This window comes from Actinoplanes campanulatus (assembly GCF_014647795.1).
GTDB lineage: Bacteria > Actinomycetota > Actinomycetes > Mycobacteriales > Micromonosporaceae > Actinoplanes > Actinoplanes campanulatus.
In genome coordinates this window covers 16,508-28,921 of sequence record NZ_BMPW01000005.1, presented here as the reverse complement: position 1 = coordinate 28,921, position 12,414 = coordinate 16,508, and the positions used below count along the sequence as shown (strand labels likewise).

Here is a 12,414-nt window from a genome sequence, read left to right as displayed (position 1 = left end):
CCGGGATCACGACCATCCCACCCGGACGGATGGGTCAGGCGCCGAGCAGCTTGCGGAAGTCGGCCAGGCGGAAGGTGCCCTTGAACCGGGTGGTGGCGGTGGCGTCGAGGAAGCCGAGCTCCGGCACCCAGCCGGCGCCGCCGGACGGGCCCAGGGTGAGGATGACACCGTCCGGGAACGGCTCGTATGTGGTGAGCGGGCCGCCCTCGATCAGGGCGCGGATGTTCGCGGCGGCCACCTCGCCCTGGTGCCCGGCGGCACGGGCCGTCTTCAGCTCAGGGGTGTCGTTCGCGTCGCCGACGGCGAAGACCCGGTCGTGCCCGGCCACCCGCAGATGTTCGGTGACCGGGAGCCGCCCGTCCGGGCGCCGGACCGCGGACAGGGCGGCGCCGAGGTGGCCGCTCGGCACCGTCGTGCCGTAGCAGGCGAACCACAGGTCGGCGCTGATCGTCTCGCCGTCGGCGGTGGTGGCGGCGAACGGGCGTACCGTGCCGGCCGGGGTGTCCGGAAGGGTGTCGAGTTTGGCGCCGAGCAGCACCCGCACCCCGAGGCCGTCGAGTTGCCGGGCCACTTCGGTACGGAGTTCGGCGGTGAACCGGCCGCCGAGCAGTTCGGGCGCCGGGTCGACGACGGTCACCGGCTTTCCCGGCCAGGCCGCCGCGATCTCGCCGGCGAACTCCAGGCCGGTCGCGCCGGCGCCGAGCAGCAGCACCCCGGACGCGGCCCGGAGGGCCTCGTGGGTCTCACGCAGCCGCTGCCGGCCGGTGTCGAGCCGGTGCGGGAAAGCGCCCGTCGAGCCGGTCGCCAACACCACGTAGTCGGCGTCCAGCCGTGTCCCGGAGGCGAGGTCGACCCGGCCGGGCCGGACATCGGCCGCCATGTCGCGGAGCACGCGGCCGCGGGTGAGCAGTCCGTCGTACCGGATGAAGATCTTGTCGGTCCAGGCCGGGTCGGTGGCCGCGCGCAGTTGAGCGACGACGTGGACGAAGGTCTCCTTCGGCTCCACCAGCGTCACCTCCGCGATGTCGTCCAGGGCCCGGGCCACCGCGATGCCGCCGTAGCCGCCGCCCACCACTACCACTGTCGAAGCCATGTCGGGACTCACCTTTCGTCGGGTCGTCTCGACTGTGGTGCGGACGGCGGGCGGCAGGGAGACCGCGCTCAGGGTGGTACTCGCGGGGCCACCTTCGGCGGGCCGGGCGTTGTTACTGTCGGCGGGTGGGTGACAACGAGCTGGGACTGTTCCTGCGGGCCCGGCGTGCGGAGGTGACCCCGGCCGAGGTCGGTCTGCCTCCCGGGATCCGCCGGCGCACGCCCGGCCTGCGCCGTTCCGAGGTGGCGATGCTCGCCGGCATCAGTGTGGAGTATCTGATCCGGCTCGAGCAGGGCCGCGACCGGCGTCCGTCGCCGCAGGTGCTGGCCGCGCTGGCCGGCCCGTTGCGGCTGACCGCCGCGGAGCGCGCCCATCTGCACCGGCTCACCCGGACGGCCCGGCTGTGTGGTGGGCTGGTCAGAGATCAGTACCCGACGGTCCGGCCAGGGCTTCGCGGGTTGCTCGACCAGTTGGAGCCCGGCGCGGCGATGCTGGTCGACCAGGTCGGCGACGTGCTGGCGTACACATCCGGGTTTCGTCGCCTGGCCGCGCCGATCGGTCTGCTCGCCGGCGATCCGCCGAACCTGATCCGTTACGTCTTCACCGACCCGCGCGCCCGCGAGGCGTACCCGGACTGGGCGCATGTGGCCGATGAGCAGGTGGCGGCGCTGAAGGACGGCCCGCCGCGCCAGGATTTCACCGGGGCGCTGGAGGCCGCGGCGGGTGACGAGCTCACGGAGCGGCTGCGGCGGGTGCCGGGCCTGCCGCGGGCGCACGGGCTGCTGCGCCTGGAGCATCCCGAGGCGGGGTCGCTGCGGCTGGCGTACGAGACGATGAAGCTCCCGGGCGACGACAATCTGCGGCTGGTGGTCCAGTTGCCGGCCGACGAGGCCACCGCCGAGGCGCTGCGGCGGATCGCACCACTGCGGCTGGTCGCCGGCTGATCGGTCACCGCCGGCCGGCGCGGCGCGAGTTCGTCGTCAGCCCGCCGGGAACTCACGTCGGGGCGGGCGTCACGACGGGCTGCTGTCGTCGCTTTCGATCGTGAAGTGGTAGGGGTTCCCGCCACCGTCGGCCTGGTCGGTGGAGATCCGCAGCACGTGGTAGGCGCCACCGGTCGTGCGCAGACAGACGGTCACCGTGCCGCCGGGCCGTCCGGCGAGCTTCGCCTTCAGCACGAGTTCGTTCTTCGAGCCGTGGGCGGCGTGGGTGTCCGCGCAGGTGCCCGAGTCCCGGAACCAGTTCTCGGCGCCGTTGTGGGGATAGAGGTTGTCCGGCCCGACTTGCACGTCGGCTGTGCCCGGACGGGACTCCGGTGAGCCGACCGGTGTGATGACCGGCGGCCATTGATCGAAATCGACCAACCGGTCGCCGTTGATCGAGATGGTGCGGCCGGTCGGGGCGGCGGCCTCCGTGGCGTGTGGAGTGGGCGGGGGAGGGGCCGCGACCGGCGTGGTCTTCGTGCGGGTGGTGAGCCGTGGCGCAGCGGCGTGCAGCGGCCGGGTTTCGGTGGACGTCTGTTTCACCGTCACGGCCGGCAGTGACGGTGATGGTGAAACGGATGGTGACGGTGACGGCGCTGGTGAGACGGGTTCGGAGGAGGCGGCCGGCGGGCCGGGTTCGCGCTGCGCCGGAATGGCGCGACTGGTGGCCGTTTCTGACTTCGGCCCGAAGAACCACACCGCGGCAACCGCCACCGCGGCTGCGGCGAGGATGGCGATGATGGCCACGAGCGCGACCACCGTGCCCCGTTCCACCGTGACGTCCCGCCCGGCCGAATGTCCCTGGCGGACCGGCTGCGGTGGGTCGCCCTGCTGCTCGTCGGTGGACACCGGCCGCTCCTTGCGGTTGAGAATGTAGGGCCTGAGCAGGACGGCGACCGCTACCACCGCGCTGATCACACTGGCGAGCTGATCAGCCTGTTCCAGCCCTACGTCGTAGAGGTAGGCGCACAGGCACACGACGATCCCGCCCGCGACCACCCGCTCCATCAGGATCCGCTGGGACTCCGACGGTCGTGTCGCGCGCAAGGGTCTCCTCCGGCCGGGCCTGCGGTGGCGTCCTTCGGCACTTCAACGCGGTGGTGGCCTGCCGGGTCACGGGTTTCAAGGATGCGAACCGTGTTCGGAATGCATTGCGATGCAGCAGTCCGAACTGTAAGGTCGGTTCACATTGGTGAACTCGGATCCATCTTGTGGACAGTGATAGGAGAGAGCGTCATGCCCAACATCACCGTCGAGCTGCTCGCGGGCCGGAGCCTGGAGCAGCGCAAGGCCTTCGCCCGGGCCGTGACCGAGCATGCCGTCGAGATCCTCGGCGCCCGTCCGCAGGACGTCCGCATGGTGTTCAACGAGATCAGCCCGGACGTGGTGGCCAACGGCGGCGTGCTGGCCAGCGAGGACGCCAGCCGTGCCGGGGTGCTGGCCGCGCTCGAGAAACGGTGACGACATCGGGCGCCGTCGTGGGCCGCGATACGGCCCACGACGACGCCCGGTAGAGGGTGGCGGTCAGCGCATCAGCCGGTTGTCCCGCGTCGCCGACAGGCGGGCCTTCACGCTCAGCAGCGTCTCGATGATGAAGTCCTCCCGGCCCTGGCCGAGGCGGCTGATCGGGACCGCGACGCTGATCGCGTCGACCGATCGGCGGGAGAAGGGCAGAGAGACGCCGAAGCAGCGTACGCCCAAGCAGGACTCCTCACTCTCCTCCGCATACCCCACCTGGACGGCCTTGTCGATGATCGCCATGAGGGCGTCCCGGTCGGTGATCGTCTGGGCGGTGAGCGCCTTGATCTCGTGGGGGACGAGCGTGCCGCGGACGTCCTCGGGCATCTCGGCGAGCATGGCCCGGCCGAGCGCCGTGGTGTAGGCGGGCAGGCGCCGGCCGACGGCCGAGTACATGCGCAGCGGATGCTTGGACTCGCGTTTGGCGGTGTAGATGATCTCCGCGCCCTCGAGCCGGCCCAGGTGCACGGTCTCCTCGGTGGCCGCCGCGATCTCGTCCATCACGGCGCCGGCGCGGGCGAGCACCGGGTCGCCGTCGAGATAGGCGGAGCTGACCGTCAGCGTGTGGACGCCGAGGCGGTAGATGCTGCCGGTCTCGTCGGTGTCGAGCCATCCGCGGGCGCACATGGTGCGCAGCAGCGCGTGCAGGCTGCTCTTCGGGATGCCGAGGCGCTTGGCGAGCTGCAACTGGGTGCCGGGGCCATGGGCGGCGATGTCGTCCAGGACGTCGAGGACGCGGGCGGCAGACTTGACCTGCGAGGTGGCGGAGCTGCCGTTGACTGTCTTCTCCGTGTCCACCGAGACCTCCTCATCACACATGGCGCGGCGTTCGCGGTCGCACAACCCTACACCACGGTTCACATAGGTGGACTGGTTTCACTCCCTTGACCTGTGATCGGAGTCATAGGTATCTTCGGACCCAGTTCACGTAGCGGAACGCGGTTCACAAACGAGGAGCAAGTCTTGATTGAAGTTAGGTACTCGACCTCGCCGGGCGAAGTGGAGACGGCGACGAATGCGGACCTGCGCAAGAACTTCCTCGTGGAGCAGCTGTTCCGGGCCGGCGAGGTGCGCGGGGTCTACACCCACGACGACCGGCTGGTCGTCGGCGGCGCCGTCCCCGGCGACGGCCGGCTCGAACTGCCGGCCTGGGACGTGCTCGGCGCCCCCTCACACCTGACCCGCCGCGAGCTCGGCATCGTCAACGTCGGGAAGTCAGGCCACGTCCTGGTCGACAACGAGAAGTTCGAACTGTGCCACCTGGACGGGCTGTACGTCGGCCGCGGCAGCGAGGTCGTCTTCGCCGGCCCCGACGCCGCCTTCTACTTCGTCTCCGCACCGGCGCACGCGACCTACCCCACCACCCTGCTGAGCCGTGCGGCGGTCGAGCCGCTCAAGCTCGGCAGCCCGCAGGGCGCCAACGAACGCAGCCTCTACCGCTACGCCTGGGGCCAGGAGCTACAGACGGCGGTGCTCCAGTTCGGCGTCACCGTCATCGCCGACGGTTCGGTGTGGAACACCTGCCCGCCGCACCTGCACGACCGGCGCACCGAGGTCTACCTCTACGTCGACCTCGACGAGAAGGACCGGGTCTTCCACTTCATGGGCCGGCCCGGCGCCGCCCGCCACCTGGCCATCCGCGACCGCGAGGCGGTCATCTCGCCGCCGTGGTCGATCCACTCCGGCGTCGGCACCGGCTCGTACGCCTTCATCTGGGCCATGGGCGGCGAGAACAACGACTACACCGACCTCACCCCGGTAGCGCTGGAGGACCTGTGACGCCGTTCGACCTGCACGGTCGCCGCGCCGTCGTCACCGGCGCCGGCCGCGGCATCGGACAGGCCATCGCCTACGGGCTCGCCCAGGCCGGCGCCGACCTGGTCCTGCTCGGCCGCCCCGGATCCCAGACGGCCACCCGCGACCGGGTGGCCGCCCTCGGCCGCGACGTCCGGGTCGTCGACCTCGACGTCAGCGACCACGACGCCGTCGAGCGGGCCGCCGACCGGGTCAACGGCGACCACCCGGTCGACATTCTGATCAACAACGCCGGGATCATCGACCGCGAGGACTCGGTGGACGTCAGCCGGAAGTCCTGGAACCGCGTGCTGGACACCAACCTGACCGGCCTGTTCCTGCTCTGCCAGGCGTTCGGGCGCCCGATGACCGAACGCGGACACGGCAAGATCGTCAGCGTCGCGAGCCTGCTGTCCTTCCAGGGCGGGATCCGCGTCGCGTCGTACGCCGCCAGCAAGCACGGCGTCGCCGGCCTCACCAAGGCCCTGGCCAACGAATGGGGCCCACACGGCGTGCAGGTCAACGCCATCGCCCCCGGCTACATGGCCACCGACAACACGACCGCGCTGCGCACCGACCCCGACCGCAGCCGGGCCATCCTCGAACGCATTCCCGCCGGCCGCTGGGGTGACGCCTCCGATGTCGCCGGAGCGGCCGTCTTCCTGAGCTCCACCGCCGCCGACTACGTCAACGGCCACGTCCTGGTCGTCGACGGAGGCTGGATGGCCCGCTGACCGTTCTCTCCGTTCCCCGCCGGGGCCCACCGGCGATTCACGAAAACGAGGTTCGATCATGAGATTCACCGCTCGTCCCGCCGCAGCCATAATGTCGCTGTCCCTGGCCGCCGCCGTCCTCGCCGGGTGCAGCGAGCAGGCCGCCGGCGGAAACGACGCCGCCGCCGAGGGTGCCTGCCAGCCGTCCGACGTCCGGCTGGTCGGCCAGGTCCGCAACGAGTCCAACCCGTACGAGGCCTCGTGGCTGGCCGGCGGCGACGCCTACGCCAAGTCGGTCGGCCTCACCCAGGAGCGCCTCACCTACGACGGCGACTCCACCAAGCAGCAGGAGCAGATCAGCCAGCTCCTCGCCGGCGACACCAAGTGCCTGGTCATGAACGTGCTCCCGAACGGCGACTCGGACACCGCGCCGATCGTCAAGGGCGCCGACCAGGCCGGCGCCTACCTCGTCACCCAGTGGAACAAGCCGGCCGACCTGGACCCGGCCGACCACCGGACGTGGGTCAGCCACATCACCTACAACGGCGTCGAGTCGGGCCAGCAGATCGGCGACGCGCTCGCCACCGCGATCGGCGGCAACGGCGGCATCATCGCGCTGCAGGGCATCCTCGACACCGCGGCCGCCAAGGACCGGTTCGCCGGACTCGAGGCGTCACTGAAGAAGAACACCGGCGTCAAGCTGCTCGACCAGCAGGCCGCCAACTTCTCCCGCGCCGAGGCGCTGACGGTCACCAAGACGCTGCTCACCAAGCACGGCGAGCACGTCAAGGGCATCTGGGCCGCCAACGACGACATGGCGCTCGGCGCGCTGGAGGCACTCCAGCAGCAGGGCCTGGCCGGCAAGGTCGCGGTCGTCGGCATCGACGCCGTACCGGACGCCGTCAAAGCCGTCCAGGGCGGCACCATGACCGCCACCGTCTCCAGCGACGGCGCCTGGCAGGGCGGCATCGGCCTGGCGATCGGCTACTGCGTGGCCACCGGCAAGCTGGCGGTCAAGGACATCGCCGCCGCCAACCGGGCGTTCTTCGCCGAGCAGTTCCTCATCACCAAGGACAACGCCGCCGACTTCGTGTCGCCGAAGACGAACCCGGCCGACTTCGAGTGCGCCAACGTCTTCAACCGTGTGGCCGGGCCCCTGACGTGACCGTGACAGCCGGTGTCACCGCTGCTCCCCGCCGTCGCACGCGGCGGGGGGCAGCGTTCCGAGACGCGGGCCCACCGGTCGCGCTGGTCGTCATCTTCGGCATCTTCGCGGCCCTGAGCCCACAGTTCCGCAGCGTCGACAACGTCCAGAACATCGTGGACGCGGCCGCCGTGCTCGCCGTCGTCACCTGCGGCATCACGTTCGTACTGATGATGGGGTCGATCGACCTCTCGGCCGCCGGCGTGATGGGCGCCGCCGCCCTGACCGTGTCCCTGCTGGTGGCCAACAACCGCAACGACAACGACTTCGGGCTCCTCGGGATCCTGGTCGCCGTCCTGCTGGGCTGCGCGTTCGGCTGCCTCAGCGGGCTCGCCCTGGTGCTGCTGAAGGTGCCCTCGTTCATGGCCACGCTGGGGGTGTCGGCCGTGGGGCTCGGCGTCGCGACGCTGCTGTTCGCCGGAGTCCAGCCCAACATCTCCGACACCATGCTCAAGGGCTGGGCCATCGAACGGTTCCTCGGGTTCTCCTACCTCACCTGGATCGCCGCCGCCTGCGTCCTGGTGGGCTGGCTCGTCCAGCGCTACACCCGGCTCGGCCGGTACGCCTTCGCGATCGGCGGCGCCGAGGAGGTGCTCACCCTCTCCGGGGTGCGCGTCAAGCCGTACAAGATCGCGGTCTTCGCTCTTGCCGGGGCCTTCTACGGCCTCGGCGGTGTCATGGTCACCAGCCAGCTCGGCGCCGGCCTCGTCCAGGCCGGCGACGGGTACGACTTCTCCGCCATCACCGCGGCCGTCGTCGGCGGCACCCTGCTCACCGGCGGACGGGGCGGCGTCCTGCACTCCGCCGTCGGCGTCCTGCTCGTCATGGTGCTCACCAACGGCCTCGTGCAGGTCGGCGTCAGCCCCTACTGGCAGGGCGGTGTCGAGGGCCTCATCGTCGTGGCCGCGGTCGCCGCCGCCGTCATCCCGCAGCGCCGAAGGAACCAGGTGGTCAAATGAACGCGTCCACGCCGGCTCTGGAGGTTCGCGGCCTCGTCAAGCACTACCCGGGTGTGAAGGCACTCGACGGCGTCGACCTGATCGTCCGCCAGAACGAGGTCCTCGGCCTCGCCGGCGAGAACGGCGCCGGCAAGTCCACGCTGCTCAAAGCGCTGGTCGGCCTGGTCACCCCGGACGCCGGGGAGATCTATGTGCGCGGCGAGCAGGTCAAGCTGCGCAGCGTCGTCGACGCCGCCGACCACGGCATCGGCATGGTCTTCCAGGAGCAGTCGCTGGTGCCGAACCTGACCGCCGCGGAGAACATCGTCCTCGGCAGCGAGGGGGCCGCCGTCCGGCGGGGCGTCTACCGGTGGGACACCATGCGCCGGCTCGCCCAGGAGCAACTCGACAAGATCGGCTCGGACATCGACCCGCTCGCCCGCACCGACACCCTCACCTTCGCCGACCGGCAGATGGTCGAGATCGCGAAGGTGCTGCGCATCGAGGAACGCAGCCAGCACCCGCCGGTCATCATCCTCGACGAGCCGACCTCCGTACTGGAGTCGAAGGAGATCGAGACCCTGTTCGCGCAGATCCGCCGGCTGCGCGAGTTCGCCTCCGTCATCTTCGTCTCGCACCGCCTCGACGAGGTGCTCGACGTGTGCGACCGGGTGACCGTGCTGCGCGGCGGGCAGTCGGCGGGCGAGGTCGCCACGGCCGGCGCGGAGCCCGGTGAGCTGCACCGGATGATGATCGGCTCCACCGGCTCCGACGACCATTACCACGAGAACGCCGCCGCTCCCGTCACCGCCGCGGAGCCGCGGCTGTCCGTACGCGGAATGTCGGGAAAGACCTTCCACGGCATCGACCTGGACGTCGCGGCAGGGGAGATCGTGGCAATCGTCGGCGTGCACGGATCCGGCCGTGAGGACGTCTGCCGCGCGCTGTTCGGCGCCGAACCGACCACCGCCGGCGAGATCCGGATGGACGGCAAGAAGATCGACCTTCCCGGTACGCGTGCCGCCTGCGCCGCCGGCATCGGCTACGTGCCGGCCGAACGCAAGATCGAGGGCATGGTCGGGCCGATGTCGGTGGCCGAGAACATGACCCTGACCAAGCAGAGGGCCCGCTGCACCGGACCGTTCGTGGCGCCTCGCAAACAGGCCGGCCTGGTGGACCGCTGGATCGAAAGGCTGTCCATCCGCACGCCCGGCCGCGACACCGCCATCGGGCGGCTCTCCGGCGGCAACCAGCAGAAGGTGGTCCTGGCCCGCTGGCTGGTCGCCGGCGACATCCGGCTGCTGCTGCTCGACCACCCGACCCGCGGCCTGGACATCGGCGCCCGCTCCGAGGTGTACCGGCTGATGCGTGAGCTCGCCGCGAGCGGTGTCGCCACCGTGCTGCTGGCCGACAGCCTCGAGGAGGCCATCGGCATGGCCGACCGGATCCTGGTCATGAACGACGGCCGGGTCGCGGCCGAGATCGCCTGCCCGAGCGGCGGCAAGCCGAGCCCGCTCGACCTCGTCAAGGAGATGGTGTGAGCATCCCCGTCGCCCTGCAGCCGGCCACCGTTTCGGCGAAAGCCCGCCCGGCCCGGCGGCTCACCGGGTTCATGCCGATCATCGCGCTGGCGGTCCTGGTGGCCGCCCTGACCGTCGCCGACCCGGGTTTCCTGACCCAGCGGAGCCTGACCGCGGCGTCACGGACCGCCGCGCCGCTGATCGTGCTCGCCGCGGGGGCGACGCTCGTCGTGCTCTGCGGTGGCATCGACCTGTCCATCGCGGCGCTGGCGTCACTGTCGACGGTGCTGCTGGCGCTGTGGTTGCCGGACCTCGGCGGCCTGGCCACCCCGGTGGTCGTTCTGGTCGCGACGGTGATCGGCGCGGTGCAGGGCACGGCGCACGTGCTGCTGCGGATCCCGTCGTTCATCGTCACGCTGGGCGGGTTGAGCATCCTGTCCGCGGTCGCCCTGGTGGTCTCCGGCGCCGGCACCGTACGGGTCGTGGACGACTCGGCGGTCAAGTGGCTGGACCTGTACGTCGGCGGCTACGTGCCGATGTCCTTCGCGGTGGCGGTCGTCGTCGTCGCGCTGATCGCCCTGGTTCTCAGGGTGACCCCGCTGCACAGCTGGATCTCGGCGACCGGCTACTCCGAGTCGGCCGCACGGCTCGCCGGCACGCCCGTCGACCTGGTCAAGGTCGGCGCGTTCTGCGTGTCCGGAGCCTGCGCCGGGCTGGCCGCGGTCATGCTGGTCTCCCGCCAGTTCAGCGGCGGCCCGACGATGGCCGACAACCTCCTGCTGCCGGCGGTCGCGGCGATCGTCGTCGGCGGCACCGCGATCACCGGCGGTCACGGCAGCGTGTGGCGCAGCCTGGCCGGGGCGCTGGTGGTGACGCTGCTGCGGGTCGGCCTGCCGATCGTCGGGGTGCCGTCCGCCTACGAGCAGATCCTGTACGGCGTGATCATCGTCGTCGCTGTCGCGCTCACCCTCGACCGCTCCCGAGTCTCGATCATCAAGTAACCCCTACGGAAGGCCACCATGAACACTCACCTGCTGCCCGCCGTCCGTTCGTTCCTGTCCTCGCCCAAGCAGCTGCTCATCGACGGTGACTGGGTGGACGCCAAGGACGGCCGGACCTTCGCCACCGTCAACCCGTCGACCGAGGAGGAGATCGTTCAGGTCGCGTACGCGTCGAGCGTCGACGTGGACCGGGCGGTCGGGGCGGCCCGTGCCGCGTTCGAGCACGGCTCGCCGTGGTCACGGATGACGCCGCGGGAGCGCTCGCACCTGCTGTGGCGCATCGGTGACCTCATCGACGCCCACGCCGACGAGTTCGCCCAGCTGGAGGCCCTCGACAACGGCAAGCGCGTCGAGGCGGCCCGCGACGGCGACATCGCGGTCTCCGCCGAGCTCTTCCGCTACTTCGCGGGCTGGGCGACCAAGATGGAGGGCACGTCCATCCCGATGTCCGTGCCCGGCCGAGACTTCCACGCGTACACCCGGCGGGAGCCGGTCGGTGTGGTCGCGGGCATCGTTCCGTGGAACTTCCCGCTGCTGATGGCCTGCTTCAAGATCGTGCCGGCGATCACCGCGGGCAACACCGTCGTCCTGAAGCCGGCCGAGCAGACGCCGCTGACCGCGCTGCGCCTGGGTCAGCTGCTGCTCGATGCGGGCCTGCCCGCCGGTGTCGTCAACATCCTGCCCGGCTTCGGTGACACCGGCGCCGCGCTCGTCGACCATCACGGCGTCGACAAGGTCGCCTTCACCGGTAGCACCGAGGTCGGCAAGAAGATCGCCGCGGCGGCCTCCGGCAACCTCAAGAAGGTCTCCCTCGAACTCGGCGGAAAGGCTCCGAACATCATCTTCAACGACGCCGACATCGAGGCCGCGATCGCGGGCGCGGTGCTGGGCGGCTACTTCAACGAGGGGCAGTGCTGCGTCAACGGCTCGCGCCTCTACGTACAGCGTGGGGTCTTCGACCAGGTCGTCGAGGGCGTGGCCGCGGCCGCGGCGGCGATCCGGGTGGGCGACGGGTTCGACCCGGCCTCGCAGATGGGCCCGCTGGTCTCCCAGGAACAGCATGAGAAGGTGCTCGGCTACATTCGCGGGGCGGTGCGGGAGGGCGCCGTGCTGAACGCGGGCAGCGCCGACCGGGTGGGTGACCGAGGCTACTTCGTGCAGCCGACCCTCATCACCGGCGTCGACGAGCGGATGGCCGTGCAGACCGACGAGATCTTCGGCCCGGTCGTGACGGCGATTCCGTTCGACACCGAGGACGAGGTCGTCGCGGCCGCGAACAACACGGTGTACGGCCTCGCCGCCGGCGTCTGGTCGAACAACATCGGCACGGCGCACCGGGTCGGCGCCCGGCTGCGGGCCGGCACGGTGTGGCTCAACACGTGGCACGCCGACGACGTCACCCTGCCGCGTGGTGGTTTCAAGCAGTCCGGGTGGGGCCGTGAGCTGGGGTCGTTTGGCCTGGACGACTACACCGAGCTCAAGACCGTCATCGCCGAGCTGCGGTGAACGCCGGCGCGCTCGCGATGACCACACCGGGGGACACCTCGATGGCCACGCGCGAGGAGGTCCGGGCGCCGGCCGGCGGCGGCAACGCCCGCGTGCGCTGCTAACCGGGGAAACCGACGGCAGAGGTGGGTTCCAGGAGCCCAC

General features: G+C 70.9%; 12 protein-coding genes. 9 read left to right on the top strand and 3 right to left on the bottom strand.

The window, feature by feature from the left end; genetic code table 11:
• Positions 1-34 precede the first annotated feature (34 nt).
• Complete coding sequence (locus IEZ13_RS10850) at positions 35-1,093, bottom strand: NAD(P)/FAD-dependent oxidoreductase (protein WP_183220864.1); 1,059 nt, start codon at positions 1,091-1,093, stop codon at positions 35-37.
• 125 nt (positions 1,094-1,218) lie between these two features.
• Here IEZ13_RS10850 and IEZ13_RS10845 point away from each other — a divergent pair, with 125 nt between their 5' ends.
• Positions 1,219-2,037 (top strand): helix-turn-helix domain-containing protein, encoded by an 819-nt coding sequence (locus IEZ13_RS10845; RefSeq protein WP_183220862.1) that lies wholly within the window; start codon positions 1,219-1,221, stop codon positions 2,035-2,037.
• A 69-nt stretch (positions 2,038-2,106) separates the two neighbouring features.
• Here the strand turns inward: IEZ13_RS10845 and IEZ13_RS10840 are convergent, their stop codons facing one another.
• The gene (locus IEZ13_RS10840; RefSeq protein ID WP_183220860.1) at positions 2,107-3,123 is read right to left on the bottom strand and encodes a hypothetical protein; all 1,017 of its coding nucleotides are present in this window, start codon (positions 3,121-3,123) and stop codon (positions 2,107-2,109) included.
• A gap of 189 nt (positions 3,124-3,312) precedes the next feature.
• On the opposite strand from IEZ13_RS10840, the gene IEZ13_RS10835 reads away from it, so the two are divergent.
• Positions 3,313-3,537 carry a tautomerase family protein gene (locus IEZ13_RS10835; RefSeq protein WP_183220859.1) on the top strand — a complete coding sequence of 75 codons (225 nt, stop codon included), beginning with the start codon at positions 3,313-3,315 and terminating at the stop codon, positions 3,535-3,537.
• Between the two features lie 63 nt (positions 3,538-3,600).
• On the opposite strand, the gene IEZ13_RS10830 is transcribed toward IEZ13_RS10835, so the two are convergent.
• Positions 3,601-4,392: an IclR family transcriptional regulator gene (locus IEZ13_RS10830; RefSeq protein WP_203833805.1), complete on the bottom strand. Its 792-nt coding sequence runs from the start codon at positions 4,390-4,392 to the stop codon at positions 3,601-3,603.
• 165 nt (positions 4,393-4,557) lie between these two features.
• Here IEZ13_RS10830 and kduI point away from each other — a divergent pair, with 165 nt between their 5' ends.
• The 7 genes from kduI to IEZ13_RS10795 all read left to right on the top strand — a co-directional run bounded on the left by kduI (position 4,558) and on the right by IEZ13_RS10795 (position 12,270).
• The gene (gene kduI / locus IEZ13_RS10825) at positions 4,558-5,373 is read left to right on the top strand and encodes a 5-dehydro-4-deoxy-D-glucuronate isomerase (protein WP_183220855.1); all 816 of its coding nucleotides are present in this window, start codon (positions 4,558-4,560) and stop codon (positions 5,371-5,373) included.
• On the top strand, positions 5,370-6,122 hold the full coding sequence (gene kduD / locus IEZ13_RS10820; protein WP_183220853.1) for a 2-dehydro-3-deoxy-D-gluconate 5-dehydrogenase KduD: 753 nt from the start codon (positions 5,370-5,372) through the stop codon (positions 6,120-6,122). Before kduI ends, kduD begins: the two co-directional genes overlap by 4 nt.
• A 91-nt stretch (positions 6,123-6,213) precedes the next feature.
• Entirely contained in the window at positions 6,214-7,266 is a 1,053-nt protein-coding gene (locus tag IEZ13_RS10815; protein ID WP_203833806.1) for a sugar ABC transporter substrate-binding protein, read from the top strand.
• Complete coding sequence (locus IEZ13_RS10810; RefSeq protein WP_203833807.1) at positions 7,263-8,264, top strand: ABC transporter permease; 1,002 nt, start codon at positions 7,263-7,265, stop codon at positions 8,262-8,264. Before IEZ13_RS10815 ends, IEZ13_RS10810 begins: the two co-directional genes overlap by 4 nt.
• A complete protein-coding gene (locus IEZ13_RS10805) occupies positions 8,261-9,784 on the top strand; it encodes a sugar ABC transporter ATP-binding protein (RefSeq protein ID WP_183220849.1) in 1,524 nt (507 codons plus the stop codon). Before IEZ13_RS10810 ends, IEZ13_RS10805 begins: the two co-directional genes overlap by 4 nt.
• Positions 9,781-10,764, top strand: coding sequence for an ABC transporter permease (locus IEZ13_RS10800; protein WP_203833808.1), 984 nt, complete (start codon positions 9,781-9,783; stop codon positions 10,762-10,764). The genes IEZ13_RS10805 and IEZ13_RS10800 overlap by 4 nt, the downstream gene beginning before the upstream one ends.
• Positions 10,765-10,782: 18 nt before the next feature.
• Entirely contained in the window at positions 10,783-12,270 is a 1,488-nt protein-coding gene (locus IEZ13_RS10795) for an aldehyde dehydrogenase family protein (RefSeq protein ID WP_183220847.1), read from the top strand.
• The last annotated feature ends 144 nt before the right edge of the window (positions 12,271-12,414 follow it).